This window comes from Myceligenerans salitolerans (assembly GCF_017349295.1).
Taxonomy (GTDB): Bacteria; Actinomycetota; Actinomycetes; order Actinomycetales; family Cellulomonadaceae; genus Myceligenerans; species Myceligenerans salitolerans.
Genome location: NZ_JAFMPK010000048.1, coordinates 153,502 through 180,003, shown reverse-complemented (window position 1 = coordinate 180,003; position 26,502 = coordinate 153,502). Strand labels below are relative to the sequence as shown.

Annotated in this window: 25 protein-coding genes, 1 tRNA gene, 1 other RNA gene and 1 pseudogene; 15 read left to right on the top strand and 13 right to left on the bottom strand. The window is 70.3% G+C overall.

Annotation, left to right across the window (positions count from 1 at the left end; genetic code table 11):
* The 5 genes from J0911_RS18805 to J0911_RS18785 all read left to right on the top strand — a co-directional run bounded on the left by J0911_RS18805 (position 1) and on the right by J0911_RS18785 (position 4,702).
* The gene (locus J0911_RS18805; RefSeq protein WP_207277020.1) at positions 1 to 702 is read left to right on the top strand and encodes a TetR/AcrR family transcriptional regulator; all 702 of its coding nucleotides are present in this window, start codon (positions 1 to 3) and stop codon (positions 700 to 702) included.
* Positions 703 to 813: 111 nt separating this feature from the next.
* Entirely contained in the window at positions 814 to 1,848 is a 1,035-nt protein-coding gene (locus tag J0911_RS18800; protein ID WP_207277019.1) for an ABC transporter ATP-binding protein, read from the top strand.
* Positions 1,845 to 3,524, top strand: coding sequence for an ABC transporter permease (locus J0911_RS18795; protein ID WP_207277018.1), 1,680 nt, complete (start codon positions 1,845 to 1,847; stop codon positions 3,522 to 3,524). The genes J0911_RS18800 and J0911_RS18795 overlap by 4 nt, the downstream gene beginning before the upstream one ends.
* A gap of 200 nt (positions 3,525 to 3,724) precedes the next feature.
* Positions 3,725 to 4,021, top strand: coding sequence for a type II toxin-antitoxin system VapB family antitoxin (locus J0911_RS18790; protein ID WP_192861665.1), 297 nt, complete (start codon positions 3,725 to 3,727; stop codon positions 4,019 to 4,021).
* A 9-nt stretch (positions 4,022 to 4,030) separates the two neighbouring features.
* Positions 4,031 to 4,702 carry a LytR C-terminal domain-containing protein gene (locus J0911_RS18785; protein WP_207277017.1) on the top strand — a complete coding sequence of 224 codons (672 nt, stop codon included), beginning with the start codon at positions 4,031 to 4,033 and terminating at the stop codon, positions 4,700 to 4,702.
* A gap of 66 nt (positions 4,703 to 4,768) precedes the next feature.
* Here the strand turns inward: J0911_RS18785 and J0911_RS18780 are convergent, their stop codons facing one another.
* Positions 4,769 to 6,256: an FAD-dependent oxidoreductase gene (locus tag J0911_RS18780; protein ID WP_207277016.1), complete on the bottom strand. Its 1,488-nt coding sequence runs from the start codon at positions 6,254 to 6,256 to the stop codon at positions 4,769 to 4,771.
* A gap of 59 nt (positions 6,257 to 6,315) precedes the next feature.
* On the opposite strand from J0911_RS18780, the gene J0911_RS20645 reads away from it, so the two are divergent.
* From J0911_RS20645 to J0911_RS20915, 3 genes and pseudogenes are all read left to right on the top strand, one after another.
* A complete protein-coding gene (locus J0911_RS20645; protein ID WP_207277015.1) occupies positions 6,316 to 6,771 on the top strand; it encodes a MarR family winged helix-turn-helix transcriptional regulator in 456 nt (151 codons plus the stop codon).
* Positions 6,772 to 7,163: 392 nt separating this feature from the next.
* Complete coding sequence (locus tag J0911_RS20920; RefSeq protein ID WP_207277014.1) at positions 7,164 to 7,463, top strand: hypothetical protein; 300 nt, start codon at positions 7,164 to 7,166, stop codon at positions 7,461 to 7,463.
* Between the two features lie 70 nt (positions 7,464 to 7,533).
* Positions 7,534 to 7,641, top strand: a pseudogene (locus tag J0911_RS20915) (hypothetical protein); the annotation flags it as partial.
* Positions 7,642 to 7,771: 130 nt separating this feature from the next.
* On the opposite strand, the gene J0911_RS18765 reads toward J0911_RS20915, so the two are convergent.
* The 4 genes from J0911_RS18765 to J0911_RS18750 all read right to left on the bottom strand — a co-directional run bounded on the left by J0911_RS18765 (position 7,772) and on the right by J0911_RS18750 (position 10,319).
* The gene (locus tag J0911_RS18765; RefSeq protein WP_207277013.1) at positions 7,772 to 8,782 is read right to left on the bottom strand and encodes a protein-L-isoaspartate O-methyltransferase family protein; all 1,011 of its coding nucleotides are present in this window, start codon (positions 8,780 to 8,782) and stop codon (positions 7,772 to 7,774) included.
* On the bottom strand, positions 8,779 to 9,264 hold the full coding sequence (locus J0911_RS18760) for a lasso peptide biosynthesis B2 protein (protein WP_207277012.1): 486 nt from the start codon (positions 9,262 to 9,264) through the stop codon (positions 8,779 to 8,781). Before J0911_RS18760 ends, J0911_RS18765 begins: the two co-directional genes overlap by 4 nt.
* 117 nt (positions 9,265 to 9,381) lie before the next feature.
* Positions 9,382 to 10,104 carry an HAD family hydrolase gene (locus tag J0911_RS18755; RefSeq protein WP_207277011.1) on the bottom strand — a complete coding sequence of 241 codons (723 nt, stop codon included), beginning with the start codon at positions 10,102 to 10,104 and terminating at the stop codon, positions 9,382 to 9,384.
* A 130-nt stretch (positions 10,105 to 10,234) separates the two neighbouring features.
* A tRNA-Ser gene (locus tag J0911_RS18750) sits at positions 10,235 to 10,319 on the bottom strand.
* Between the two features lie 192 nt (positions 10,320 to 10,511).
* Here J0911_RS18750 and ffs point away from each other — a divergent pair.
* An RNA gene (ffs, locus tag J0911_RS18745) (signal recognition particle sRNA small type) lies at positions 10,512 to 10,608 on the top strand.
* A gap of 96 nt (positions 10,609 to 10,704) precedes the next feature.
* Here the strand turns inward: ffs and J0911_RS18740 are convergent.
* The 6 genes from J0911_RS18740 to J0911_RS18715 form a co-directional block, all read right to left on the bottom strand.
* Positions 10,705 to 11,493, bottom strand: a complete 789-nt coding sequence (locus tag J0911_RS18740) for an ABC transporter permease (RefSeq protein WP_207277010.1) — start codon at positions 11,491 to 11,493, stop codon at positions 10,705 to 10,707.
* Complete coding sequence (locus J0911_RS18735) at positions 11,490 to 12,230, bottom strand: ABC transporter ATP-binding protein (protein ID WP_207277009.1); 741 nt, start codon at positions 12,228 to 12,230, stop codon at positions 11,490 to 11,492. Before J0911_RS18735 ends, J0911_RS18740 begins: the two co-directional genes overlap by 4 nt.
* On the bottom strand, positions 12,230 to 12,481 hold the full coding sequence (locus J0911_RS18730) for a VOC family protein (protein ID WP_207277008.1): 252 nt from the start codon (positions 12,479 to 12,481) through the stop codon (positions 12,230 to 12,232). The genes J0911_RS18735 and J0911_RS18730 overlap by 1 nt, the downstream gene beginning before the upstream one ends.
* A 41-nt stretch (positions 12,482 to 12,522) precedes the next feature.
* Positions 12,523 to 14,064 carry an HNH endonuclease signature motif containing protein gene (locus J0911_RS18725; RefSeq protein ID WP_207277007.1) on the bottom strand — a complete coding sequence of 514 codons (1,542 nt, stop codon included), beginning with the start codon at positions 14,062 to 14,064 and terminating at the stop codon, positions 12,523 to 12,525.
* 254 nt (positions 14,065 to 14,318) lie between these two features.
* Complete coding sequence (locus tag J0911_RS18720; RefSeq protein WP_207277006.1) at positions 14,319 to 14,816, bottom strand: NUDIX hydrolase; 498 nt, start codon at positions 14,814 to 14,816, stop codon at positions 14,319 to 14,321.
* Positions 14,813 to 17,740 (bottom strand): DNA polymerase III subunit gamma and tau, encoded by a 2,928-nt coding sequence (locus tag J0911_RS18715; RefSeq protein WP_207277005.1) that lies wholly within the window; start codon positions 17,738 to 17,740, stop codon positions 14,813 to 14,815. Before J0911_RS18715 ends, J0911_RS18720 begins: the two co-directional genes overlap by 4 nt.
* A gap of 139 nt (positions 17,741 to 17,879) precedes the next feature.
* On the opposite strand from J0911_RS18715, the gene J0911_RS18710 reads away from it, so the two are divergent.
* From J0911_RS18710 to J0911_RS18700, 3 genes are all read left to right on the top strand, one after another.
* On the top strand, positions 17,880 to 19,469 hold the full coding sequence (locus J0911_RS18710) for a serine hydrolase domain-containing protein (protein ID WP_307865175.1): 1,590 nt from the start codon (positions 17,880 to 17,882) through the stop codon (positions 19,467 to 19,469).
* Positions 19,470 to 19,623: 154 nt separating this feature from the next.
* Positions 19,624 to 20,547 (top strand): ABC transporter ATP-binding protein, encoded by a 924-nt coding sequence (locus tag J0911_RS18705; protein WP_207277004.1) that lies wholly within the window; start codon positions 19,624 to 19,626, stop codon positions 20,545 to 20,547.
* Positions 20,544 to 21,698, top strand: a complete 1,155-nt coding sequence (locus J0911_RS18700; RefSeq protein ID WP_207277003.1) for an ABC transporter permease — start codon at positions 20,544 to 20,546, stop codon at positions 21,696 to 21,698. Before J0911_RS18705 ends, J0911_RS18700 begins: the two co-directional genes overlap by 4 nt.
* A gap of 19 nt (positions 21,699 to 21,717) precedes the next feature.
* Here J0911_RS18700 and J0911_RS18695 read toward each other — a convergent pair whose 3' ends face one another.
* Positions 21,718 to 22,287, bottom strand: coding sequence for a DUF5063 domain-containing protein (locus J0911_RS18695; protein WP_207277002.1), 570 nt, complete (start codon positions 22,285 to 22,287; stop codon positions 21,718 to 21,720).
* 17 nt (positions 22,288 to 22,304) lie between these two features.
* Positions 22,305 to 22,904 carry a recombination mediator RecR gene (gene recR, locus J0911_RS18690; RefSeq protein ID WP_307865174.1) on the bottom strand — a complete coding sequence of 200 codons (600 nt, stop codon included), beginning with the start codon at positions 22,902 to 22,904 and terminating at the stop codon, positions 22,305 to 22,307.
* Between the two features lie 179 nt (positions 22,905 to 23,083).
* Here recR and J0911_RS18685 point away from each other — a divergent pair, with 179 nt between their 5' ends.
* The 3 genes from J0911_RS18685 to J0911_RS18675 all read left to right on the top strand — a co-directional run bounded on the left by J0911_RS18685 (position 23,084) and on the right by J0911_RS18675 (position 26,404).
* Positions 23,084 to 23,866 carry a TSUP family transporter gene (locus tag J0911_RS18685; RefSeq protein ID WP_372434905.1) on the top strand — a complete coding sequence of 261 codons (783 nt, stop codon included), beginning with the start codon at positions 23,084 to 23,086 and terminating at the stop codon, positions 23,864 to 23,866.
* A 113-nt stretch (positions 23,867 to 23,979) separates the two neighbouring features.
* Positions 23,980 to 25,290 (top strand): aspartate kinase, encoded by a 1,311-nt coding sequence (locus J0911_RS18680; RefSeq protein WP_207277000.1) that lies wholly within the window; start codon positions 23,980 to 23,982, stop codon positions 25,288 to 25,290.
* A 7-nt stretch (positions 25,291 to 25,297) separates the two neighbouring features.
* Complete coding sequence (locus tag J0911_RS18675; RefSeq protein WP_207276999.1) at positions 25,298 to 26,404, top strand: aspartate-semialdehyde dehydrogenase; 1,107 nt, start codon at positions 25,298 to 25,300, stop codon at positions 26,402 to 26,404.
* Positions 26,405 to 26,502 lie beyond the last annotated feature (98 nt).

Genomic DNA, 26,502 nt, shown 5'->3' with positions numbered 1-26,502 from the left:
ATGTTGAACGTGCGTTCAGCCCAGGGTCGCCCAGCAGGGCGGGAGCGGACGCCCGTCGCGGACCAGACCGCGCGGGCGCGCATCCGTGACGCCGCGGTGCTTCGCTTCGCCACCAACGGCTTCGGCGCCTCGGTCCGTGCGATCGCCAAGGACGCAGGAGTCAGTCCCGGCCTGGTGATGCACCACTTCGGCTCGAAGGACGCACTGCGCGAGGCGTGCGACGCGCACGTCCTCGCCCAGATCCGCGAGCTGAAGAACGAGAACATCGAGCACGCGGCCGAAGGCGGCAGCTTCCTGCAGGCGTTCGCGACCGCTGAGGACAACGCAGCCCTTCTCGGCTACGTCCTTCGGTCCATGCAGGACGGCAGCACCCTCGCCCGGGAGTTCATCGACCACATGATCGGTGACGCCGCGGAGTACACCCGGCACGCCGTCGCCTCCGGCCTCGCCGTGGCCAGCCGTGACGAGGCAGCTCGAGCGCGCTACATGACGGTCTCCGCGCTGGGGGCCCTCCTGCTCGAGATGACCCTGGACCCGCCTGCGGACCCCTCCGACCTTCTCGCCGTCCTCAACCGGTTCATGGAGCAGAGCTACCTGCCCATGCTGGAGCTGTACACCGAAGGCTTCCTCACCACCCGCCGCATGCTCGACGACTACCTCATGTACGTCACCGATCCGCCGGGAGAAGCGACGGCCGGGTAGGAGCGCTACCGCGCCACGCTCGCCGTCGCCCCGGACACCGCCGTACCGCGGAGCCGGTACCGCGGCCCCCTTTCCGTGCACTGGTCATGACAACCAGAGAGCGAGCATCAGATGACCACTACTTCCTCCGGCGTGCCCGCGATCGAGATCGCGGGACTCGACAAGTCCTTCGGCTCGGTGAAGGCCCTCGACGGCCTCGACCTGACGGTCCGCACCGGCGAGGTCGCCGGCTTCCTGGGCCCCAACGGCGCCGGCAAGTCCACCACCATCCGTGTCCTGCTGGGCCTGCTGCGGTCCGACGCCGGCGTCGCCCGCATGTTCGGTCGCGACGTCTGGCGCGACGCGGTCGAACTGCACAAGCACATCACCTACGTGCCCGGCGACGTCAGCCTGTGGCCGAACCTCACCGGCGGGGAGTGCATCGACTACCTCACCCGCCTGCGGGGCGGCGCCGACACGAGAGCGCTGCGCGCACGCAGGGCAGAACTCCTCGAGCGCTTCGAGCTCGACCCGCGCAAGAAGGCCCGGACCTACTCGAAGGGCAACCGGCAGAAGGTCGCGCTCGTGGCGGCCTTCCTGTCCGACGCCGAGCTCTACATCCTGGACGAGCCCACGGCCGGCCTCGACCCGCTCATGGAGTCCGTGTTCACGGACTACGTGCGCGAGGCCAAGGACGCGGGCCGGTCCGTGCTGCTGTCCAGCCACATCCTCAGCGAGGTCGAGAAGGTGTGTGACACCGTCACCATCATCCGCAACGGCACCGCCGTCGAACACGGGACGCTCGACGAGCTGCGGCACCTCACACGGTCGAACGTGACCGCGGTGGTGGGCGAGGACCCGGCGGTACTCGCCGGACTCGGAGCCGTGAACGGCCTCCAGGTCATGGCGCACGACGGCGGCACCCGAATCGCCTTCGACGCCGACAACGCGGACATCGCCGACGTCCTCAAGGCCGTGACCGCCCTCGACGTGCAGAGCATCACGGTCACGCCGCCGTCGCTGGAGGAACTGTTCATGCGGCACTACGGCGACGTCATCGAGGCCGACGAGGTCGTGGCCGACGAGGCGGCCGGCGACGAGCCTCCGGCGGACCGGGCGGCACGGAGGGCCGCCCGCCGGGCGGCCAAGAAGGCGGGCGTGCGATGAGCGCCGTGGCAGCGCCCCCGGCCGGGACGGCGGTACCTGACGTCGGGACCGCCCGATTCGGTTCCACCCTGACGGGGACCGGGCGGATGGTCCGGTTCATCCTGCGCCGGGACCGGGTGCGAATCTTCTGGTGGACGTTCAGCATCGTGGCGTTCTACCTGTACTTCATGGCAGCGCTCGGCACGTTCGACGCCGAGGCGATGGCCGGCCGGGCGGCGCTCATGGAGACTCCCAGCGGAATCGCGATGGGTGGCCCCGGGTACGGCGTCGAGGACTACACCCCGGAGCGTGCCGTGGCCAACGAGGGCATCACCTGGTGGGTGATCGCTCTCGGGGTGATGAGCATCCTGCACATGGTGCGGCACACGCGGACCGAGGAGGAGTCGAGCCGGTCGGAGCTGGTCCGGGCGAACGCCGTCGGCCGGCACGCACCTGCTGTCGCGGCGATCGCGACCCTCGCGCTGGTGAACGCCTTCATCGCTGTGGTCTCCGGCGCCATTCTCGTGGCCATGGGCGGTGAGTACGTGACCGTCGCCGACTCGTTCGGGCTCACTGTCGGCGTCGCGCTGGCGTCGATGGTGTTCGGACTGGTCGCGTTCGTCTTCGCACAGCTGACCGCGCACGGTCGGGGCGCGATCGGCCTCAGCATGGCGGTGCTCGGTGCGGCGTTCTTCGCGCGGGCCGCGGGCGACATGATCGAGACGCACGGCAGTCCGTTGTCCTGGGTGTCGGCCTTCGCCTGGGCCCAGCAGATGCGCCCGTTCGTCGACCTCACCTGGTGGCCGGCTCTGCTCTCCCTGACAGCGATCGTGCTCCTGCTCCTCCTGGGCTCGTTCCTGGCGTCCCGGCGCGACTTCGGCGGCGGAATGCTCGCGGAACGCGCCGGGCAGGCGGAGGCGGCGAGCTCACTGGCCGGACCGATCGCGCTGGCCTGGCGACAGCAGCGCTGGGCGCTGTTCTGGAGTGCCCTGGGCCTGGGGCTCCTGTGGTTCGCCAGCGGCACGATGCTCCCGGACATCAGCGGCCTGATGAGCGACATGGTCGAGAGCAACCCGATGATCGGGGCGCTCTTCGGTGACGACCCCGAAGGGTTCACCGCGGCGTTCCTCGGCATCATGCTGCTGTACGGGATGCTGTGCGTCGCCGCGTACGCGATCGTCATGGGCGGTCGCGGGAAGGCCGAGGAGTCCGCCGGGCGCGCCGAGCTCGTGCTCGCCCGGCCTGTGGCGCGCTCCACCTGGTACGGGGCCCAGCTGCTCGTGGCCGGGATCGGGACCGTGGTCCTGGCGGTCGTCACGGTCTACTCGATGTGGGCCGGCGGGGCGGCAGCGGGCGAGGACTTCTTCTCGTTCGGCGACTACACCGAAGTGCTCTGGCCGTACATTCCGGCCGTGCTCTGTTTCCTCGGGTTCACCGCGACCATGTACGCGTGGTTCCCGCAGCACGCCGGGCTGGCCTGGATCCTGCTCGCGTACTCGTTCGGGATCGGGATGTTCGGAGCGCTTCTGGAGAACCTCCCCGAGGAGGCGAACTACGCCAACCCGCTGTACTGGCTCCCGGAGCCGTTCGCCGAGAGCCCGGAGGCCTCGCACGTGATCGGCCTCGGGCTCGCCGTCGTCGTCCTGTTCGCTCTCGCGTTCATCGGCTTCCGGCGGCGGGACATCCCCGCGGTCTGACGCACGATGCCCGACGCCTGTCGTGGGCGCGCCGCCCACCTGAGCGCGCCCACGACGGCGTCGTCGGGTGTCCTCCGGGGCGAACGTCCGACGAGCTGCCCGAGAAGAAGCTGTGTATACACCACGGACTTTGCGTGATGTGACCGTTTCGATAGGCTGTTCCGCCGCTATGACCGTCGTCGAACTCTAGGATTTCAGCCATGATCTTCAAGGCCGTCGGGGGCGGCCGTCCCTACCCCGACCACGGGCGCACGCGCACCCGGGACTGGGTCGACGTCCCTCCCCGTCAGGTCCGCCTCGACGAGTTGGTGACCACCAAGCGGACGCTGGACCTGGAGACACTCCTTGCGGAGGACTCCACGTTCTACGGCGATCTGTTCGCCCACGTGGTCGAGTACGAGGGCACCCTCTACCTCGAGGACGGGCTCCATCGTGCGGTGCGCGCGGCGCTGCAGCAGCGCCCGGTGCTGCACGCGCGCGTCCTCACGATCGGTTAGGTTCATAGCGTGACAGACCCTTCCTACGACGAGGCGCGCGTCGCCCGGCGTCGTCGTCAGCACGAGCGCCAAGCTGTCGTCTTCGGCGTGATCATCGCCTTCCTCGCCGTCGCCGGCATCTTCGCGCTGGCGATGTACACGGGTTCCCTCGTCGGTCCGTTCCAGCGCGAGTTCACGGTGGTCGGTGTCTCGCAGCAGGAAGAGGTTCCCGCGCCGTGCCTCCCGGAGGTGGAAGGACAGCCCGACGGCGCCCTGCCCCTGCCGTACGCCGAGGTCGAGGTGAACTCGCTGAACGCGTCGGACAGCCAGGGCGTCGCGAAAGCCTTCGAGGACGTGCTCGTGAGCCGCGGCTTCACCGTCCTGGAACTGGGCACGATGCCCGAGAGCCAACGGCTCGAGGTCTCCGAGCTCCGCTTCGGGGCCAAGGGCATCGTCCACGCGTACACGCTCGCGGCACAGTTCCCGTCGATCCGCATGGTCATGGACGACCGCAACGGCACCAGGGTCGACCTGCTCATCGGCGAGAAGTATGACAAGCCCGTCGACGTCGACGCGGTGCCCCCGGCGGACGAGCCGCTGGAGAACGTGGACGGTTGCGTCCCGGCCGATGAGATCACTCCCAAGGTGCGGGCGCTGTCCCTCGAGATGCAGGCGGCGGGAACCGAGGCCCAGGAGGGCTGAGCGCGGTGCCGTCGTTCGCGTCCTGCCCGTGACGACGTCGCCCGCTCGCCTCGGCCACCTGCCGCGTCATCGAGACGGCGGCTCGCCGCACCAGGCGCGCAGCGCCTCCTCGATGTCCCGCGGACCCGGTGGTCCCGACCATGCGACGTGACCGTCCGGGCGCACGAGTGTCGCCTGGCGTCCCGGCGAGGGGAGAAAGGCGACACGGTCGCCCCATCCGGGAAGAGAGGTTCTTCCCAGGACCGCGAACCGGCCGTTGCGGAGGTGTTCGAACAGCCGGGATCCGTTGGGAAGCCGACGGTCGGGAGCGCGGGTACCGACGGACGCCGCGTCGCCCGGGGCTCGGCCGTAGGCGATGCCCAGCCCGGAGATCTGCATGGTCGCGATTCTCGTGGCCCAGGCCGAACCGAGGACGAGCGGGGCCACCATGTCGCGCACGGCGACACCGAGCCGGGAACGGACCGTCGCGATGCGCGCCATGCGTCCGCTCGACCGCAGCACCTGGGCGCCCACCGGATGCCGGTCGGCCTGGTATCCGTCGAGCAGGCCGGGATCGGCGCCGCGGGCGACCGAGCCGAGCCGCCACGAGAGGTTGGCGGCGTCCTGCATCCCCGTGTTCATCCCCTGTCCGCCGGCGGGGGTATGGCAATGGGCCGCGTCGCCCGCGAGGAAGACGCGGCCGGCCCGGTACTCAGGGGCCTGCCGCTCGTCGGAGTGGAACCGCGAGACCCAGCGTGGTGAATGCATCCCGTAGTCGGTGCCGAATGCCTGGCGTGCGGCGGCGGAGACCTGCTCCAGCGAGAGCGGTGCGTCGTCGTCGGCCTGGTCCGCGCGGCTCCAGGCCGTCACACGCCAGAATCCGTCGCCGAACGGCGCGACGAAGGCGAAGCCGTGGCGGTTGGTGTGGACGGTCGGCATCGGGGGCGGGTCGGCGAGTTCGACGTCGGCGAGCATGATGCCGCGCATGACCGGGCCACCCGGAAAGGGAAGGCCGATCAGCCCGCGGACGGTCGAGCGGACTCCGTCGCAGCCGACGGCGTAGTCGGCGCGGAGCGTGGTGGCCTCGCCGCCTGGCCCGCGGACGGTGAGGGAGACGCCGTCGGCGTCCTGGGCGAGGCCGGTCACCTCGGTGTCGTGGCGAACGGCGACACCGAGCCTGTCGAGCCGGTCACGCAGGACGCGCTCCACGAAGGTCTGCGAACAGACGAGCAGGTAGGGATAGGCGGTCGGCAGACCGGAGAGGTCGAGCTCGGCGTTCCCGAACGCGGCGATCCTGTCCATCGTGGAGGAGGCGTACGTCAGCAGCTCCTGGGCGAGTCCGCGCATGTCGAGCATCTCCATGGTGCGGGCGTGGATCCCGAAGGCCCGTGAGAGGTTCGACAGGCCCGCCGGGCGCTTCTCGATGAGCGTGACGTCGACTCCGGCCTCGACGAGGTCACCGGCCAGCAGCAGGCCGGTCGGTCCCGCCCCGACGACGACGACCGACGTCCTGCCGGTCTCGGGACGGACGGAGGTGTGTTCGTCGGATGAACGCTGCGGAGATTTAGTTGCCATGGCAACCAGCAAAGCAGATAGGTGGTTGCCGTGGCAACTATCTTGTTAGGGTGGTCTCCGTGGATCCACAGGTGACCCTTGGCGAACGGGAACGGCGCACGTGGGCGGCGTTCGTGACCATGCGGCGTGACCTGGAGGGCGCGCTCGCCCGCGACCTTGCCCGGGACGGGCTCTCCGTCAGTGACTTCGAGGTGCTGGCCCGGCTCGATCAGGCGCCGGGAGGCGAGATGCGCGCCCGGGACCTGGCCGCCGCCATCGGCTGGGACAAGGCGCGCCTGTCCAAGCACGTGACGCGGATGGTCGCGCGTGGGCTCGTCGAGCGCCGCGAGGCCGCGGAAGACGGCCGGGGCCAGGTCGTCGTTCTCACCACCGGCGCCCGGCAGGTCACGGCAGCCGCTGTTCCGAACCACGTCGCCGCGGTGCGCAGGCATTTCTTCGACCTGATCGAGCCGGACGAGCTCGACGTGCTCGACCGGGTGCTGACGCGGATCAACGCGCGAGCGGTCGAAGGGTGACGGTGGGAGTACCGGCTGCGGTCGGCCAGGCGGGCAGTGGTCAAAGTATGTGCCCGCCGAGTCGTGCCGTGACATGCGAAGGCCCGGGAACCGTTGCGATTCCAACGGTTCCCGGGCCTCGGCGACTGCGGAGGGTGGGGGAACCTCCACTAAATCGCTGTGACTTGCAAGAACGCTGGATGATCAGCGGCGTGACTATTCGGGACTACTTCGAGCCCGGTCATCGAGGCAATGCCGGGAAGTTAGGGCGTTGAGGCTGGTGTCAAGACCGTGTTTGTGCTGGTAGCAGCAGCGAAGCTCCTGTAGTTGAGAGCAGTCCGCCAAGACAGCTTTCACCTCAGGAGCTTCGCCGCAAGAAGCTCCAGGCGTTCAACGGGGACTACGTCCGCGCAATGTCGGTCGATGCCTTCACCGACGCTGTGCAGCCGTGGCTGACGTCCGACGACGTGCCGTGGCCGGCCGAAGCTTACGACCCGGCAGTGTTCGACGCCGTGGCGGAGCTGGTGCAGACGCGGATCGTGCTGCTGGGTGACGTCGTGGAGATGCTGGACTTCCTCTTCCTGGACCAGCCCGCGATCGACGAGGCGGCGTGGGACAAGGCGATGGGCGGCGAGCATGCGGCCGACATCCTTGCGGCCACGATCGAACGGTACGAAGCGATCGACTGGAGCGCTGGAGCGCTGACGCGCTGAAGACGGCGTTGGAGGGGATCGGTGCCGGGCACGGGCTGAAGCTCGGCAAGACACAGGCCCCCTCCGTGTCGCGGCCACCGGGCGTCGAGTCGGGCTGCCACTGTTCGAGTCGATGGAGGTCCTGGGCCGCGAACGGACCCGGGAACGGCTGAAGGCCGCCCTCGACCGGCTCGGCTGATTCATCCCTGTCCGGGACGCACCCCGGACAGGGACCCTCGCGGCACGCGCAGCTTACGGTCCAGCGCGGCAAGTCTGCGGAGATCGATCCGACTGTCCCTGAGTTTGGGGAGCACGGGCCGTAGCCTCGTTCAGCCCGTGATGATGCGGACTGCCCATCCGTCGTCGCTGGCTTCGATGGTCCCCGTCACGCCGTTCCAGCCAGGACGTCCGGCGGCTCGCCATTCACCTACCCATGCTTTCAGGACTCCAGAGGCGTCGCCCTCCGTAGTGCTGGTGACGAGTTCCGTCGGTGTGAGGAAGGCGGCGCTGTCGGGAGTCGATGCGCCGATTGCCCTGTACCGGTCCGAGAGCCCTGCGGTGGCGAGGTTTGCCGGCCGGGTCGCGAAGAGCCACGCGGAAAGGTCCTGGAGGGACTCGTCGGCGTGCAGCATGGTGGGCTCGGCGGTGGTGGAGCGGCGGAGCTGGTCGATGCGCTTCTGGGCGTCGTCCGGTGAGCCGTGCAGGTCCACGCTGCTGATCCACCAGGGTTCGGCGTCGTCCGGGGTGTAGAACGCGTCGACGTATCGGATGGGGAGGCCGAAGTTCGTGACGGGTTCAGGGTGCATCTCGATGTAGCTGCCGGGCCGGACCGTGGTGACGGCAGGTGTCCCTCCCGTGACGGTGATGGCGCAGATGGCGTTGGCGGTGGCCAGTGGCGCGATCTTGACCGGGGCGACGATGACGGCGTCGTCGGCGATCTGCTCGGTCCATGGAGCGGGGACAAGGTGTGGTGTGGCCCAGGCGATGACCCGGTCGTACGGAGCACCTGGCGCGTGTCCAGCGTAGCCGTCCCCGCACGTCACGGTCGCGTTGGTGACGCCTGCTCTGGCGAGGCGTTCCTGTGCGCGGGGCACGAGGTCGGCGAAGACCTCGACGGAGTGCACCGATCCTGCAGCGCCGACCAGGCGTGACAGGAGCGCGGTGGTGTAGCCCGAGCCGGTCCCGATCTCCAGGACCCGCTGTCCCGGGGCGATGTCGAGGTCCGTGAGCATCCGCTCGATGGAGGTGACGGCGGAGGACTGCGGGAGTTTCGAACCGTCGGGCTCGGTGACGAAGTGGTCGTAGTCGACGGCGGCGACGGCAGCGGGGACAGAGGTCATCGGGACTCCATACGTGGGGTGGGAGAGATGGTCAGGGTCTTGGCGAGTACGCCGGTGGTGGAGGGTTCGGCGACCGGTCGGCCGTCGACCTCGATCCAGGCGTGGAACTCATAGGGCTGTGTACGGAATCCGTGGCACCAGGTCACGGCACGGCCGGTGAATGCCGCCACCCAGGTGGCGGTCAGGGAGGTTTCCAAGCAGGCGGCGCGCCCGGGCCAGCGGCTCGCAGCACGGCGTGCAGCATGGATGATGGCGTGGGCTTCGTCGCGGGTGGCGGCGCGCGGAGCGTGCTCGTTGAGGTAGCGCGTCGCGCTGAGGATGATCCGCAGCGGAGTGGCCCGCAGCGCGGCGATCGTCAGAAGCATGGTGACGCCGGCCTGCATGTTCAGCAGCCGAGATCCGCGCGTCGCTCGGGGCACGGCCATGGTGACGCTCACGTTGTACAACTCGATCTTCATCTTCGACGACCAGATGCTGATCAACCAGCACATCTACGGCGCGTATGGCTACATCGCGCCGATCCTCCACCTGCAGCGCAAGGCCGGGAACGACATGTTCGACACCTACGCCCAAAGCTTCGAACGTGTCTGGGACGCCGGTTACGCACCATCCGCGGAGACCGGGGGCCGCACGGCGTCCCTCACCGCTGCGAGCACGGCGTCCGCGTCCGAGAGATCCGGCAGCGCCCTGGTCGCGCCCGCATCCGTCAACGACGCTTCGTCGACGCCACCCGTCAGGACCGCGACGACCTGAGCGCCGCCCCGGACCCCGGCCATGACATCGTTCACGGTGTCACCGATCAGCACGGTGTTCGAGACGTCAAAGACGACGCCGTGCTTCTTGGTTGCCCGGGCCTGAGCCACCGAGACGAGGTCAGGACGGTGCGGTGCGTCGAACCCGAAGCCGCCGCAGTCCCAGTCCAGCCCGACGTCCAGGCCGAACGTGCCAAGCTTCACCAGCGCGTTCGCGCGAAGGTTTCCCGTCAGTGCGGACTGTACGAGCCCCGGCTCGGTGGCCAGCTTGTCGATCGCAGCATGCGCACCCGGCAAGGCATGGCCACGCTCCGCGAGCTGGTTTCGACGCTCGGCAAGCGCACGGGTGAGCGCTCCGCGCTGCGCGGCAGCGTCGAAGGCGGCCGGGTCCAGGCCGTGATCCGCGATGAGATCCCCCAGGATCTCGGGATCCGTGCGGCCGCCCGTCCTGGCGCGATGCACCGCGGGGCGTCCGGCGAGGATCTCGAACGCGCCCGCGTACGTCTCCTTGCTCACCCCACCGTTCTCGATCAGGGTGTGGTCCACGTCCCAGAGCACCAGCACGTTCATGCTCCAGACAGTACAGGTGAGCGGCTTCGTGCCGGAATGTGCCCTCGCGGCAAGGGGGTATCACCATTCTGAGAAAGCCGCGCCGTTGCAACGAAAACCCCGGGACCGTGAGGTCCCGGGGCTTCCAGGGCGGAGGATGGGGGATTCGAACCCCCGAGGGCGTGAACCCAACACGCTTTCCAAGCGTGCGCCATAGGCCGCTAGGCGAATCCTCCTCGCGCCCGACAGGCGCGGCCAACCCGGACACGTGAGCGCGTACCGGCAACGGCCTGATGAGGATACCGGACCGAGGGGGCTGCGGCCGAATCGAGACGACCGGATCACGGTGTGACGTACTCGTTCGACCGCGAGAGCGCGGATCCCGCGACACGATTCGGGATTCGGGGACGGCCTCGGTTAGGGTGGGGGCAGACCCCTCGTGCGGCATCACCTCGCCGAACTCCCCCAGGGCCGGAAGGCAGCAAGGGTAAGTGAGCTCTGATGGGTGTGCGGGGGGTCCTTGCTGTCTGCGGAGCCGGGCTCCGGGCCACGCGGGTCCTGGGCGTCGCCGTTCGCTTCTCGTGCGCCGGCGGGAGCGACGCGCCGGTCAGCGGGCAGTGGTCAGAGGTCGTCGAGCCGCCGCCACGCGTGGACGACGGCGATCGCGCCGGCCGGCATGACGGCCGCGGCCAGGAGCAGGTGCGGCAGGCCGACGGCAGCGGCGGCCTCCGGGCCACCCATCTCCGTCCACAGAGACGGTGCCGCATACGGGAACCACGCTCCGCCGCCCAGCGCGGTGACCAGCTGCGTGACCACGACGACGCCGATCAGCACGCCGATCGTGCCGAGCGGGCTCCGGGTGACGGTCGCGACCCAGCCGAACGGGATCGTGAGCCCCGCGGAGAGCAGCCCGGCGACGAGGGCCAGACCGGCACGGCTCCAGGCGCCGTCGTCGAACGGCACGCCCGTGACGGCGCACACGAGTGCCGAGGCGGTGACGGTCAGCCCGACGACGGCGATCACGCAGCCGGTGAGCCATGTGAGATGGACGAGGACCTTGGCGAGTGCCACGCCGGCGCGTGACGTCGCCATCCCCGTGCGCGCCCCGGCCAGGCCGGAGGCGACCTCCTGACCGAAGGTCCACGCCATCGCGAAGCCTCCGGCCATCAGCAGGGCGACGGACATGACCTGTGCGGCGACGAGGACATGGGTCTCGGCGAGCGGGCCGGACGCGTAGGGAGCGAACTTCGCCGTGGTGACCGTCGCCGTGGTCCCGGAGCGGGAGAGTGCCACCGCCCCGATCGCCCCCGCCGGGATCACGAACACCAGCAGGGCCGTGGCGATGCGGACGATCGTGGACCGGAGGCACAGGAGCCACTCGGTCTCCCACGCGGCCGTGAAGTTCGTCATGAGGCACGCTCCGGATCGGGCGTTCGGGTGTCGGCGTCGTGCACCAGCTCGAAGAAGCGCCGCTCCAGGTCCGTGGAGCCCGGTTCGAGCGCACCGACCACACGGCCGCCGTGCACGACGACGATCCGGTCCGCCACTCGCGAGACCTCGTCGAGATGATGGCTGGAGACGAGTATCGCCGCGCCGCTCGCGGCGCTCGCGCGGATGAGGTCACGGACGACGACGACACCGCGGGGGTCGAGGGCGCTGGTGGGTTCGTCGAGCACGATCGCCTCGGGCGAGTGGACGGTGGCGCAGGCGATACCCAGGCGCTGGCGGTTGCCTTGGGAAAGGGCGGCGGACCGGGCGTCTGCCCACGGCTCCAACGCCAGCTGTCCGATGACGGCGGTGGTGGCACCTGCCGCGGTGGCGCGGTCCAGACCGTGGAGCCGGGCCGCCGAGCGGACGTTCTCCGTCACGGTGAGATCCGGATGGGCCAGCGGGGCATCGATGAGGTGGCCGAACCGGCGCGCGTTCCGTCCGGACACGTCATGCGGATCACGGCCGAGGAGGCGTGCCGTGCCGTGGGACGGGCGAAGCCGGCCGGCCAGCACCCGCATCGCCGTTGTCTTGCCTGCGCCGTTGAAGCCGATCATGGCGACGACCTCGCCCGGGTGGACGACGATCGAGAAGTCGTCGAGAGCGCCGCGGGTGCGGAAGGAGTGCGAGACACGGTCCAGTTCGAGGGCGGCGGTCATCAGGCGGCTCCTCCCACGGCCTCTCCCACGGCTGAGCACGGCCGACCGGTCCCCGTGTCGGCGCGGGGGTCGGTGTCGCGGCCGGCGACGATCTTCATCTCGTAGCCGTCCTCGCTCTCGAGATAGGCGGCGTAGTGGTCCCGACCGACGGCGAGCGGATGCCGGTCGGGGAACATCAGCGTCCAACCGCGCTCGGCCGTGGCCAGGCTCGGTATCCAGAGCTCGACCTGATGGAGGCTCCCGCGACTCATGTCCCTCATCCTTGCAGGTACCGGGCAGGTCGGGCGTCACGTCAGAACGGTGGCTCGTCCGGCGCGTCGACGTGGTTGCCGTCGACACCTCGGGTTCGTCGGTCCTTCTCACCGTCGTGGTGACGGTGCTCCGCTTCGTGAGGACCGGCAGCCGGGCCCCGGTCGGTGAGCTCGGCTCCACGATCCGGGAGGGCTGTTCTGGCTCTCAGGAATTCTCGGAAGCTCGTGGGCTCCGGATCGATGCTCGTCGGGCTCTTCGTGTAACGGCGGCCGGTGGGCGCGGTCCAGTAGGTGATCCCGGATGCGGGATCACGATGTACGTGCCAGCCGTACTTCGTTTTGAGCCGGTGGTGGGTGCGACACAGGGCGTGCAGGTTGTCGGCACGCGTCTGCCCGGGCTCGCTCGGATCGGAGGCGCGCTCTCTGTCGTAGGGGTCGATATGGTCCAGGTCGCACCATCGTGCGTCGATCTGACAGCCCGGTCCGCGGCACGTCCCGTCACGCAGGCGTACGGCGTCTGCCAAGGGTTGAGGAGGTCGATAGGCGCGGGTGGAGTAGTCGGTCAGGACACCCGTGACCGGATCGGTCACCAGGCGGTACCAGGTGGAGTCGGGATCGAAGGCGACCCGGGTGGCGGTGCCGACGTCGAGAGGGCCGAACCCGTCCAGCCATGCAGCCCCGCCACGATCGCTGGCCGTATCGGGATGCGGGTCCGCATCATCGCCGCGCAAGGCGGTCAGTGGGACGGTGACGCGCACGACCGGGCGGCTCGGCGTCAACCGTACGACCGGTTCGCGATCGCGTTCGGTGTCATCGTGCGGATCCCGATTCTGAGGTACGAGACGTCCGGTCACGATGGAGGTCAGGACATCCGCCCGGAGCTGGCCCAGTGTGCGCGTGTCGTCCGTGCGGCGTATCTGTTGGGCGAGGTCATCGAGCACTCCCCATACCGCCGCCGAGTCGACCGCGGGCAGAAAGGCGGTCACCGTGCCCATCCCGTCTTCGCACGCATCGTGAAACACCGCTCGGGACTCCGCCGCAGCCTTGCTCTCTTTGCCAGGATCCAGGCTTCGGGCGAGTTTCCGCATCTCGTTCGCGAGCCAGGCGGCTGACCGCTCCGAGGCCGTGGGCAGGAGTTCCTCGATCGCTCCGGCCCGCTGCTGGTCGGTCAGAGAGCGCCCGGCCAGCAGCAAGGCATCGGCGCGCGGCGCGTCGATACGCCCGGCGCTGAGATGGTCGATCACCACTGGGTGCCGTAGACCAGCAGCGGCTCGTACGGTGATCACTCGCGCGGTACGCCGCGTTTCGCGCAACTCGCCAGACACCATTGTCGTCGTCTGCTCGAAACCGGTGAAGCCCCTCGAACGCAGCACCAGTTCTCCGGCAGCACGAGCCTGAACACCGGCAGCCCATCCAGCCAGGCTCGCCGCCGCTCGCACCATGTCTGCTAGGACGTCGTCGGGAAGATCGGCGAGGTGGACGGTAAGAGCATCCAGGACCTGGCCGGTGGCGCTCGGCTCGTCTCGCTGGAGGCCTGCGCGCGATGCCTCGATGAGCTGCGCAATCCGTGAACCGTCCTGCACTGCCGCCTCCCCTGTCCACCTCTTCGTTCTTGTGTTCGATCATACGGAGACCAGAGGGGTTTCGGGCTCCCGGAGACAGATCTGTGCACAACCAAGCTTTTCCACAGCCAAGCCCCCGAATGCCGAGAAGCCGGAGTGCTGGCAGGGCCTCAACCTGCTCGGCTTCGCCCTGATGGAGGCGCGGGCAAGGCTTCGGTCCGACGGCACACCGTCCGCTGTGGCGGTGACCGCTCGCCGTCCGGCCTGACCACTACCTAGACCGCCTCGACCCCGGTCCTGGTGTCGTCATCGAAACTCGCACCGGCCTCCGAGCCGGAACTCGCGTGAGCCTTTCCGGTCTCGCGCTCGTGCCACGCCGTCAGGAGGTCGAGGCTGAGCGGCGCGAGGGGGTGAGGCGTCCTCGGCGCGGCGGGATCGATCCACGCGAGCTCTTCCAGCTCCGCCCGGGCCTGCGGCCGTTCCTGACGTGTCAGGCCGACCACGAAGGCATGCGCATCGACACGGTGGCCCGGCTCGTTGACCGCCGGCGCCCCGAATCGTCCGAGCGGTAGCGCTCGCGTGGGATCGATCACGAGCCCGACCTCCTCCTCGAACTCGCGCAGCAGTGCCGCGAGTGGCTCCTCGCCGGGTTCGATCTTGCCGCCCACCTGCATGTACGACGTCGTGTCACGCTTGCGCACCACGAGGTGGCGGCCGTCGGCGCCGACCACGATCGCGGCGACGATCCGCAGTGTCTCCGCGGGTACGGTCATGCCTGGTCGAGCCTTTCGTCGATGACCGTTCCGCCCAGGATCTTCACGACCAGCGGAACGCCGACGAGCCCGCTGCCCGCGGCTTCGAGGTCCGGGTCGTCGGCCGACAGCTCGTCGTAGGAGGCGCCGATTCCGTTCGGCACGCCGGGCGCTTCACGTGAGCCCGGGACGGCCGCGGGTCCGCGTGCCGCCTGGGCGCGTCGCAACGCCTCCCGTGCGCGCTCCGCACCGGTGAGCCGTCCCGTCGCCGGCTGGGTCGCGTAGACCGTCTCGGGAGCGGGAGCGGGAGCGGGAGCGGCAGGTGGAGTGGGCGCACGGCTTCCGCTGGGCTCGAGATCGTCGTCGTAGTCGGGCGGAGGCTCGGGGATCGGGTCGTCGGCGTGTGCCGCCGGGTTCGCGTCCGTCGTCGCCGTGCGTTCGGCCACGGCGACGGCGGAGGTTCCGCGTGGTCCACCGTCCGTCGATCCGGCGCGCCCACCGTCGGGTGACCCACCGGACGCCATGCTGCCGTTCGCGCCCGGGCCTCCCGACACCGCCATGCCGCCACTCCTGGCTCGCGCCTGGATCTCGGTGGTGTCCCAGACGTCCACCGCGCCGTCGCTTCCGGAACTGCCTTCGTCTCCGGCGTGCTGACTGCCGGCCGGACCTCGGCCGTTGTTCCCGGCGGTGTCCCGTGGTCCGGCCGTCGGGGGTACGGGTCCTGCCCCGGCGTCGGCGGTTCCCGGCCTGCCGCCGGGTACCGGCACGTCCGGCCAGCCGTCGGTCTCGGCGGGCTCGCTCATGGCGGTCGACCCCACTCCGGTGGAAGCCGACCGCGGTGAGCCTTCGGGACCGACATTCGCGCGGCCCGATGGCTGGGAGCGGGCCGCACCGCTTTCTCGGGAACCGTCCGGGGAATCGCTGCCCGGTGCGGGCGTGCCGCCCGGTCCGCCGGAGCCGCTACCCGGTCCCGGCCTGCCGCCTGGCCCTCCCTGGCCCGAGGGCCCGGCGCTTCCGGAGGGCCCGGCACCGTCGGCAGGTCCTGGACCGTCACCGACGATGCCCTCCACCTTCACCTGGATCCCCAGCGTCTGGTAGACGGCGTCCTCCACGGCACTCGTGTGCCGCGGGTTCGCGAACGCCCGGGCGAGACCGTCCGCGCGGAACGCGAGCTTCAGCACGCCACCGTCGAGCGATGCCACCTGCGCGTTCTGGCCGACGAGCGACCAGGTGACCCGGGCTGCCGACAGCGTCTCCAGCACCTCGGGCCAGCGGCGACGCACCTCCTCCGTGGCCATCGGGCCGGCGCCGGTCGTTGCCGTCCCACGTTCGGTCGTCGTGGCCGTAGCCTCCGCCGCCTCCGTCGACCCCGGCTCCGGAACCGGCGCGGGCTCGATCGCGTGGTCCTCCTCGACGGCCTGCTGGGACCGGGCCGCGATGGGCTCGACGCGCCCGGGAACGGCCCCACCCGGCCCGGCAGCAGGCTGCTCGCCCATGCTCTGCTCGTCCGCGTCCTGCCCGGAGGCGCGCCCGTCGGGCCTGGCCTCCACCCGCTTTCCCGTGTCGGACGCGGCAGCGGATGCCGACGGCTCGGTGGATGCCTGGGAAGCGTCGGAGGAGGTGGACGAGCCCGCCGGAGCTCCCTTCTTCGCGCGGTTCGCCTCGATCACCGCTCGAGCGGCCGCGGCGCCCGTCAGGCCCCCACCCACGTCTCCGGCTGGTGCCGGCTCGGTCGGCGCGGCCTCGGTCCCTGGGCCGCCAGTGGTCCGTACCGTGATTCCGCCCCGTTCCAGCCGGTCGATACGTGCGGCGAGGCCGGCCGCGCCGTCGTCGGCTCCGGGGAGCAGCAGGCGCGCGCACAGCAGTTCCAGGTGGAGGCGAGGCGACGTGGCTCCCGTCATCTCGGTCAGTGCCGCGTTGACCAGGTCGGCCGCGCGCGACAACTCTGCCACGCCGAGCCGGCCGGCCTGCGTCCTCATCCGTTCGAGCTGGTCGGCGGGAAGGTCGCGCAGCACCGCGTCCGCCGCGTCACCGGAGACGCCGATGACGATGAGATCGCGCAGCCGTTCGAGTACGTCCTCGACGAACCGCCGCGGCTCGTGGCCCGTGGCGATGATCTGGTCCACGACCCGGAAGATCGACGCGCCGTCCCGGACGGCGAGCGCGTCCACGACATCGTCCAGCAGGGAGGCATGGGTGTATCCGAGCAGGCCGACCGCCAGGTCGTAGCCGACCTCTCCGCCTGAGGCGCCGGCGATGAGCTGGTCCATCACGGACAACGAGTCCCGGACGGACCCGCCGCCCGCTCGTGTCACCAGTGGCAGGACACCGGACCCGATCGTGATGCCCTCGGCGTCGGACAGCTTCTCCAGGTACGGCGACAGGACGTCCGGCGGCACGAGACGGAACGGATAGTGGTGCGTGCGGGACCGGATGGTGCCGATCACCTTGTCCGGCTCGGTGGTCGCGAAGACGAACTTGATGTGCGGCGGAGGCTCCTCGACGATCTTCAGGAGCGCGTTGAAGCCCTGCGGCGTCACCATGTGCGCCTCGTCCAGGATGAAGATCTTGTACCGGTCGCGTGCCGGGGCGAAGGTCGCCCGCTCGCGCAGATCGCGCGCGTCGTCGACACCGTTGTGACTGGCCGCGTCGATCTCGACGACATCGAGCGAGCCCGAGCCGCCACGCGCCAGTTCCGTGCACGACTCGCACTCACCGCAGGGGGTGTCCAACGGCGTCTCGGGAGTGTTGCGGTGGCAGTTGAGGGTGCGCGCGAGGATCCGGGCCGACGTCGTCTTACCGCAGCCGCGCGGCCCGCTGAACAGATAGGCATGGTTGACCCGGCCGCTGCGCAACGCCTGCATGAGGGGTCCCGTCACGTGCTCCTGACCGATCATGTCGGCGAAGGTGTCGGGCCGGTAGCGGCGATACAAGGCGGTGGTCACGCGAGCAACGATAGACGGGGAGGCTGACACTGACGAAGGGGCCGCGAGGCGGTCGGCGCCCCCGCACCATCCGGTGTGCCGTGACCTGCACGGCGGAGGGCGATCCGGCCGCGGATCACCGATCCTCTACCATCGTCGCGTGACGACGACGCGCGATCTGCCCCGCTCCACCCCGGAGGCCGAAGGCCTGGACGCGGCGGCAGTCCGTCGTCTCGTGCAGAACCTCGACGACCTGGACGCCGTCCACAGCTTCATGCTGCTGCGTCACGGCAAGGTGGTGGCGGAGGGCTGGTGGTCCCCGTACGATCCCGAGACGCCGCAGCTCATGTTCTCCGTGAGCAAGAGTTTCACCAGCATCGCCGCCGGCCTGGGATTCGTGGACGGGCTGTTCGACCTCGACGACAAGGTTCTGGACCACTTCCCCGCGGAGGCGCCCGACGCGCCGTCGGACAACCTGCGGGCCATGACGATCCGGCACCTGCTGACCATGAGCACGGGGCATGCCGCCTCGACGATGGAAGCGATCGTGCCCACCAATCTCGGGATGCGGGGCGGCGACTGGGTTCGTCAGATCCTCGCCCTGCCGGTGCCTGAGATGCCCGGCTCGAAGTTCGTCTACAACACGGGTGCCACCTACCTGGCCGGCGTGCTCGTGCAACGCCTCACCGGTCGCCGGCTGCTCGACTACCTGGGTGAGCGTGTGCTCGAACCGCTCGGCTTCCGGGGTGCTACGTGGGAGCAGGATCCGGACGGGCTCGACGTCGGCGGTTACGGGATGCGCGTGCGCACCGAGGACCTCGCCAAGCTTGGACAGTTCTGCCTGCAACGCGGGAACTGGAAGGGTGCGCAACTCGTCCCCGGCGAGTGGATCGAGGCGGCCACGTCCCGCCAGATCCACAGCACCCACGACGACTGGCCGGAGTGGCGGCAGGGCTACGGTTTCCAGTTCTGGCGTTCGCGGTTCGGCGCCTACCGGGCCGACGGCGCCTTCGGCCAGTACGCCATCGTCTGGCCGGAGCACGACGTCGTCCTCGCGATCACCTCCGGCGTCCAGAACCTCCAGTCCGTGCAGGACGCGGTCTGGGGCGCCCTGCTCCCCACGCTCGACCCGGCCGCCGCGGGGAAGGCGGGGAGGCCGCCCGTCACACGGGACACCGCGCCGCCGGATGCGTCCGGGCTCTCGGACGTGGCGGGAAACACCGGCCCGCCCGCGGGTGGTGCGCGGGCGACGGGCGTGCCGGACGGCAGCCGGCGGCCGTCGTCGCGCGTCCTGCCTCCCGACGACGGCGTCACCTGGGACCTGCACCTTCCGCTTCCCGCGGGCGACCACACCGGGCCCACGACGCCGGTGACCGGCCGGACCTACCGCATGAGCCCGAACAGCGGCGGCCTCGAGGCCCTGGAACTGACCCGGGACGACGACGGTCGCCTCGTCCTGTGGGAGGAGATCGGTGGCACGGAGCGGACGCTCACCCTGGGGGACGGCGAGTGGGTGCGGCAACGGGCCGACCTCGCCGACGGGTCGGAGGAACTCGCCTGCGCCGCCGCCTGGACCGCGACCGACACGCTGGTGGTGCGCATGATCGCGGTCGGTACGCCGTTCGCCTGGACGCTCACGCTCCGGTACGACGGCGACGGCGTGGCCGCGTCTCTCGACCAGAACGTGTCGTTCGGCGAGACCCGTCTGCTCGACGCGACCGGCACGGCGGAGCCGGACGCGGCCGCCTGACGGACGAGCGGGAGGGGCCCGGCCGAAGCGGCGGCTCGACGGACGGGCATGCCCGCCCACGGCCCGGCCGGTGCCGGCCACGACTCGGCCACAGTTCTCCCTCTGACGGGAGATTTCGTCGCCGGTGTCTGCCACCACCGCTACGGTCTGCTCCATGTCCCGAGAAAGCGGAGTGACCGCGCACGGCGTACGACGATCCTTCGGGAGTGTCGAAGCGGTGGCCGACGTCGACCTCGTGGCCGCGCCCGGACGCGTGACGGCGTTGATCGGTCCCAACGGATCCGGCAAGACGACCCTTCTGCTGATGCTCGCGGGACTGCTGACCCCCGACGCAGGCACCGTCTCCGTGGCCGGGTTCGATCCGGTCACGCAGACCTACCAGGCCCGTTCGCGCACCGGCTGGATGCCGGACGTGTTCGGTACCTGGGACTCCCTGACGGCCCGCGAGGTGCTGACCACCGTCGCCGCCGCCTACCGGATTCCCGCGGCGGACGGCGAACGACGCGCGGCCGAGCTCCTCGACCTGGTCCACCTGTCCGAACTCGCCGACCAGCCGGCCCATGTGCTCTCACGGGGACAGAAGCAACGCCTGGGCCTTGCGCGTGCCCTCGTGCACGATCCCGAGGTGCTCCTGCTCGACGAGCCGGCATCCGGCCTGGATCCCCGTTCCCGCGTCGACCTGCGGGTACTGGTGCGGCGGCTCGCCGCTGCGGGCAAGACCGTCCTCGTCTCCTCGCACGTGCTCACCGAGCTCGACGAGATGGCCGACGACGCCGTTTTCATCTCGCGCGGCCGCACCGTCGCCTCCGAGACCGTCGAGTCCGCGGGCGAAACCCGTCGATGGCGCATCAGTGCCCTCGACCAGGACGTGCTCGTGGCGCATCTCGACCAGGCCGGCGTCGGCTACGTCGTCGAGCCGGACGGTGGCGCGGGCGTCCTCGTCCCCCTGTCCGACGACACCGAGGCGGCCGCCCTGCTCGGCGATGCCGTGCGTGCCGGGGTCGACGTGGTGAGCCTCGCCCCGGCAGGCGGCGTGCTGGAACAGAAGTACCTGGCGCTCGAGGAGGAACGGCGATGACGGGGACGACGACGGACGCGGGCACGCCCGCGCCGACGGAAACGGCAGCGTCCGCCGGAGCCGAGCGGGCGACCTGGTCCCTCTCCTGGCACGGACTGCGCACGGTCACGCGACTGGAACTGCGACAGCGCGTGCGGTCGACACGGTGGAAGCTGGCGCTCGTGCTGTGGGTGGTGGTGGTCGGCCTGATCACCGGCCTCACCACGTGGGCGCTCACCGTCGAGGCGCGGGACTCTTACCACACCGGAACGGGCGAGCCGCTCGGCGGCATGATCTACAGCATCGTCGTGTTCTTCGTCCTGTTCCTCGGGCTGCTTGTCGCCCCCACGCTGTCCTCCGGAGCGATCAACGGTGACCGGAACGCGGGAACACTCGCGACGCTGCAGGTCACATTGCTGAGCCCGGCGGAGATCGTGCTCGGCAAACTCGCCGCGTCCTGGCTCGCGGCGCTCGCGTTCCTCGTGGCGAGCGTGCCGTTCATCCTGTGGGCACTGCTCGCCGGTGGGGTCACCGCACTCGCTCTCGTGGGCACGCTGTTCATGCTCGCCGTCGTCCTGGGTGTCGTGTGCGCGATCGGCCTCGGGTTCTCGGCCGTGGTCACCAAGCCGTCCGCGGCCGCGGTGCTCACCTATCTGACGATCGGGACGATCACCGTCGTCCTGCCGATCCTGTTCGGTCTGCTCGCTCCGCTGACCACCACGAGCGACACGGTCCGCGTCTGGACGCAGACCTCGTTCGACCAGGAGACGGGCTTCGCCGAGGAGTGCGAGTGGCAGACCCAGGTGCGCGAGGTCTGGCATCACGAGCGCACCTGGTGGATGCTCGCGCCGAACCCGTTCGTCCTCGTGGCGGACGCGCAGCCGCTGACCGCGGACATCGACGAGATGGACGACGTGAATCTGCTCGCCATGCTGCAGTACGGCGTCCGGTACGCGATGACGGACGAGAGCGCGGAACGGAACGAGTGCTGGACCGGGTACGACGGGCCCGATCCGGACGCGCCCGTCGAGGAGACCGTGGTCACCGACCGGATGGCGTGGCCGTGGGGTCTCGGACTTGATCTGCTGCTGGGGGGCGCGGGTGTCGTCGTCGCCGTCCGCCGGCTGCGGATTCCGACGGGCGTCCTCCCGAAGGGCACCCGCGTGGCGTGAGCGGCCGGCCTCCGCGGGTTCAGGCGTGCAGCGCGTCGTACTCGGCCTCGGCGGCGACGTCGTCGTCGACGTCGAGGCGCAGGTGCGCGAGCACCGACTGGAGGACGCGCAGGGCTGAGGCCGCACGCTCGCCCCACACGGAGAAGTAGCTGAACTGCCACCACCACAGGGCCTCGAGCTCGTGCCCGGTGTCGTAGTGCTGGAGCCCCTTCGCCACCGCCTCCGCGACGCACGCGAGGTCACCGGAGAGCGTGGCCGGCCCGACCTCCTCGCCCAGCATCGGGTCGGAGACCTCGAGGTAGTCGTCGAACCCGTCGAGGAGCCGCGACAGCGCATCGCGCAGAGGGTCCATGTCGGTCTCCGGGCCGGCATCGGGTTCGTACCGCTCGGCGGGGACGACGTCGACGATCGCGGCGAGACGCGCCCCGACGGCCAGGAGATCGCTCGTGGCCAGGACGAGAAGCGAGAGCTCGGCGCCCGGGATCGACCCTGACGCGACCCTCGTCATCGTCGACAGGAACGTTCTGGCCTGTGCGGAGGCCTGGTCGGCAACCTCGCGGAGGTCGGAGTCCGCGGCGATCTCGCTCATCGTTGTCACCCCTGTGGTCACGTGCCGACGACCCGCCGGCCCTCGAATGCCCGCCCGAGCGTCACCTCGTCGGCGTACTCCAAGTCTCCACCGACGGGCAGTCCGGACGCCAGCCTCGAGACGGTGATTTCCAGCGAACCGATCAATCGGGAAAGATAGGTCGCCGTCGCCTCGCCCTCGACGTTGGGATCGGTCGCGATGATCACCTCCTGCACCGTGCCGTCCGCGAGCCGTGCCATCAGCTCCTTGATGCGCAGGTCGTCCGGCCCGACGTTGTCGATCGGGTTGATCGCCCCGCCGAGCACGTGGTAGCGCCCGCGGAACTCGCGCGTGCGCTCGATCGCGACGACGTCCTTGGGCTCCTCCACGACGCAGATGACCTCGTCGCCGCGCCGCGGGTCCGCACAGATGCGGCAGCGCTCGCCCTCGGCGACGTTGCCGCACAGCTCGCAGAACTGGACGCGCCGCTTGACCTCGACGAGAGCGTCGACCAGGCGCTCCACCTCGTGATCGTCCGCCGCGAGCAGATGGAACGCGATGCGCTGCGCGCTCTTGGGGCCGACGCCGGGCAGCCGCCCGAGCTCGTCGATCAGGTCCTGAACCACGCCTTCGTACACGCGGGACAGCCTACGCGGGCACTCCGACATCGACGACGGCGGAGACGGCAGGTGCGGCAGCCCGGCGCCGTCGCGCCCACGCACGCCGCGGGATGCCATCGCGGCACGAACGCCGGTGCTTCGCGGTCGTCGCCGGACACCGGCGCTCTCCCGCCCGTGGGCGGGAGAGAATGCGCCTCGTGCCCGAGCTCGATCTCCTCACCATCGTTCTTCTCCTGTGTGCCGCGCTCGCCGCGGGCTGGGTGGACGCCGTCGTCGGCGGGGGAGGTCTCATCCAGCTCCCGGCCCTGCTGCTCGTCCCGGGCATCACCCCGGTCCAGGCGCTCGCGACCAACAAGCTGGGCAGCATCCTGGGCACGGCGACGTCGTCGATCACCTACTACCGGCGGGTGGGGCCCGACCTGCGCACCGCCGGCCCGATGGCGGTCGCGGCCCTGGGCGGTGCGGTCGGCGGGGCGGCCCTCGCCGCGCTGATCCCGGCGGACCTCTTCAAACCGGTGATCCTGCTGGTGCTGGCGGGCGTCCTGGTGTTCACGCTCGCGCGCCCGAAACTGGGTGAGTACGACGACCTGCGCTGGGTGGGTAACGGGCATCGCCGGATCGCGGCAGGGATCGGCCTGCTCATCGGCGGCTACGACGGTCTGCTGGGACCCGGCACTGGGACGTTCCTCGTGATCGCGCTGGTGAGCGTGCTCGGGTACTCGTTCCTGCCGGCGTCGGCCATCGCGAAGATCGTGAACTTCGCGACCAACCTGGGCGCGCTGGTCTTCTTCGTGCCCGCGGGGCACGTGATCTGGACGCTCGGGCTCGGGCTCGGCGTGGCGAACCTCGTGGGGGCCTACATCGGCGCGCGCATGGCGGTGGCGCGCGGGTCGCGGTTCGTCCGCGTGGTCTTCGTCCTCGTCGTTGCTGTTCTGATACTCAGGCTTGGCTGGGACGTGGCCGAGGAGCTGCTGTCCTGAGGAATGGACATCCTGGAGTAGTGTCCGCCTCTCGTCGTACCCTGGCGTGCGCAAGCAGACCGATCCCGGCGGGCCGTTGAAAGAGACGGAGGCCGGCAACAGGAAGCAGGCACATGGCACTTGTCGTGCAGAAATACGGCGGTAGCTCGGTCGCTGACGCGAAGAGCGTCAAGCGGGTCGCGAAGCGTATCGCCGAGGCGAAGCGGGCCGGGAACGACGTCGTGGTCGTCGTCTCCGCGATGGGGGACACCACCGACGACCTCCTGGACCTGGCCGCGCAGATCAGTCCTCTCCCACCCAAGCGCGAGATGGACATCCTCCTCACCGCGGGCGAGCGCATCTCCATGGCGCTGCTCGCGATGGCCACCAACAACCTGGGCATCAAGGCGAAGTCGTTCACCGGCCCCCAGGCCGGTGTGCTGACGGACGCGGCGTACGGGAAGGCGCGGATCGTCGACGTCGTCCCGCACCGTATCCGCAGGACGATCGAGAAGGGCCAGGTCGCGATCGTGGCCGGGTTCCAGGGCGTCAACCAGAAGGAGGACGACGTCACGACGCTGGGACGGGGCGGCTCCGACACCACCGCGGTGGCGCTGGCAGCCGGTCTCGGTGCCGACGTCTGCGAGATCTTCACCGACGTCGACGGCGTGTTCACCGCGGATCCGCGCATCGTGCCGTCGGCCCGGAAGATCCACCGCGTCACCTACGAGGAGATGCTGGAGCTCGCGGCGTCCGGCGCCAAGGTGCTCGCGCTCCGCGCCGTCGAGTACGCACGGCGCTACGGCGTGCCGCTGCACGTGCGCTCGTCGTTCAGCGGCGCTCCCGGCACCCTCGTGTCCGGCACCTACGGAGACCTGATCGACCCGAACGCCCCCGATGGCGATGAGCAGGAGGAAGACGTCATGGAAGACCCGCTGATCTCCGGCGTGGCACACGACCGGTCGGAAGCCAAGATCACGGTCACGGGCGTCCCGGACAAGCCCGGTATGGCCGCGCGCATCTTCGAGGTCGTGGCGGCCTCGGGCTCGAACATCGACATGATCGTGCAGAACGTGTCCGCCGCCTCGACCGGCCGGACGGACATCTCGTTCACCCTTCCCGAGGGCAGTGGTCCGAGCGCGCTCGCCGCGTTGCGTGACGTCAAGGCGGAGGTCGGCTACGAGAGCCTCGAGTTCGACGACCAGATCGGGAAGCTGTCGCTGGTCGGTGCCGGCATGAAGTCGCACCCCGGTGTCTCGGCGCGGCTGTTCGGCGCCGTGCGCGACGCCGGGATCAACATCGAGATGATCTCCACCTCCGAGATCCGCATCTCGATCGTGACGCGGGCGGACAGCCTGGACGACGCCGTGCGCGCGGTGCACACCGCGTTCGGTCTCGACAGCGCCGACGGCGAGGCCGTCGTCTACGCCGGAACGGGACGGTGATCGCGAGATGGCCGTGATTTCCCCGCAGGGTGTGAACATCGCCGTCGTCGGCGCGACCGGGCAGGTGGGCGCCGTGATGCGGCGCCTGCTGGCCGAGCGCGGATTTCCCGTCCGGGAGCTGCGCCTCTTCGCGTCGTCGCGGTCGGCCGGGCAGGAGATCGAGTTCGCCGGTGTGCCGGTGACGGTCGAGGACACGGCGGCGACCGCCACCGGAGACCTCGCCGACATCGACATCGCGCTGTTCTCCGCCGGCGGCGGTACCTCACGCGAGCACGCACCGCGGTTCGCCGAGGCGGGCGCCGTGGTGGTCGACAACTCGTCCGCCTGGCGCCTCGACCCGGAGGTGCCGCTCGTGGTGTCGGAGGTCAACCCGGGAGACGTCAGCCAGGCGGCCAAGGGCATCATCGCCAACCCGAACTGCACCACCATGGCCGCGATGCCGGTGCTCAAGCCGCTGGCCGACGCAGCCGGGCTCGAACGTCTCAAGGTGGCGACATACCAGGCGGTCTCCGGGTCCGGGCTGGCCGGTGTCGCGGAGCTGGCCGGGCAGGCCAGAGCCGCCGTGACGTCCGGTGAACCGGGCATCGAATGCCTGGTGCACGACGGCGGCGCGGTGGAGTTCCCGGACCCGAAGGCGTACGTGGCGCCGATCGCGTTCAACGTGGTCGCGCTGGCCGGCAACCTCGTGGACGACGGCTCCGGCGAGACCGACGAGGAGCAGAAGCTGCGCAACGAGTCCCGCAAGATCCTCGGGCTGCCGGACCTGGCCGTCGCCGGAACGTGCGTGCGCGTTCCCGTCTTCACGGGCCACTCGCTCGCGATCCACGCGGAGTTCAGGGAGCCGATCACGCCGGAGCGGGCGCGGGAGCTGCTCGACGGCGCGCCCGGCGTGGCGCTCGCCGACGTGCCGACGCCGCTCGCCGCAGCGGGTGCGGATCCGTCGTTCGTGGGCCGGATCCGCGTCGACCAGTCCGTGCCGGGCGGACGTGGCCTGGTGCTCTTCGTGTCGAACGACAACCTCCGCAAGGGCGCCGCCCTGAACACCGTGCAGATCGCGGAGCTCGTCGCGCAGGACCTCGCGGAACTGAGCACCCTGGACGCCGCCGAGGCGTAGACCGGCCCGGTCCCCGGGCTCGCACCCGACCCGACGCCGGGGCGGCAGGTTCCACACCGGACCTGCCGCCCCGGCGTTTCGCATGGGCGGGAGCAGCG

Coding starts and splice junctions, on each gene's coding strand:
- J0911_RS18765 (WP_207277013.1), bottom strand. CDS start 8,782: ATGACCTCTGTCCCCGCTGCCGTCGCCGCCGTCGACTACGACCACTTC.
- J0911_RS18805 (WP_207277020.1), top strand. CDS start 1: ATGTTGAACGTGCGTTCAGCCCAGGGTCGCCCAGCAGGGCGGGAGCGG.
- J0911_RS18705 (WP_207277004.1), top strand. CDS start 19,624: ATGTCCCGAGAAAGCGGAGTGACCGCGCACGGCGTACGACGATCCTTC.
- J0911_RS18740 (WP_207277010.1), bottom strand. CDS start 11,493: ATGACGAACTTCACGGCCGCGTGGGAGACCGAGTGGCTCCTGTGCCTC.
- J0911_RS18780 (WP_207277016.1), bottom strand. CDS start 6,256: ATGGCAACTAAATCTCCGCAGCGTTCATCCGACGAACACACCTCCGTC.
- J0911_RS20920 (WP_207277014.1), top strand. CDS start 7,164: ATGTCGGTCGATGCCTTCACCGACGCTGTGCAGCCGTGGCTGACGTCC.
- J0911_RS18730 (WP_207277008.1), bottom strand. CDS start 12,481: ATGAGTCGCGGGAGCCTCCATCAGGTCGAGCTCTGGATACCGAGCCTG.
- J0911_RS18795 (WP_207277018.1), top strand. CDS start 1,845: ATGAGCGCCGTGGCAGCGCCCCCGGCCGGGACGGCGGTACCTGACGTC.
- J0911_RS18675 (WP_207276999.1), top strand. CDS start 25,298: ATGGCCGTGATTTCCCCGCAGGGTGTGAACATCGCCGTCGTCGGCGCG.
- J0911_RS18680 (WP_207277000.1), top strand. CDS start 23,980: ATGGCACTTGTCGTGCAGAAATACGGCGGTAGCTCGGTCGCTGACGCG.
- J0911_RS18720 (WP_207277006.1), bottom strand. CDS start 14,816: ATGACCGTACCCGCGGAGACACTGCGGATCGTCGCCGCGATCGTGGTC.
- J0911_RS18755 (WP_207277011.1), bottom strand. CDS start 10,104: ATGAACGTGCTGGTGCTCTGGGACGTGGACCACACCCTGATCGAGAAC.
- J0911_RS18700 (WP_207277003.1), top strand. CDS start 20,544: ATGACGGGGACGACGACGGACGCGGGCACGCCCGCGCCGACGGAAACG.
- J0911_RS18800 (WP_207277019.1), top strand. CDS start 814: ATGACCACTACTTCCTCCGGCGTGCCCGCGATCGAGATCGCGGGACTC.
- J0911_RS18735 (WP_207277009.1), bottom strand. CDS start 12,230: ATGACCGCCGCCCTCGAACTGGACCGTGTCTCGCACTCCTTCCGCACC.
- J0911_RS18695 (WP_207277002.1), bottom strand. CDS start 22,287: ATGAGCGAGATCGCCGCGGACTCCGACCTCCGCGAGGTTGCCGACCAG.
- J0911_RS18790 (WP_192861665.1), top strand. CDS start 3,725: ATGATCTTCAAGGCCGTCGGGGGCGGCCGTCCCTACCCCGACCACGGG.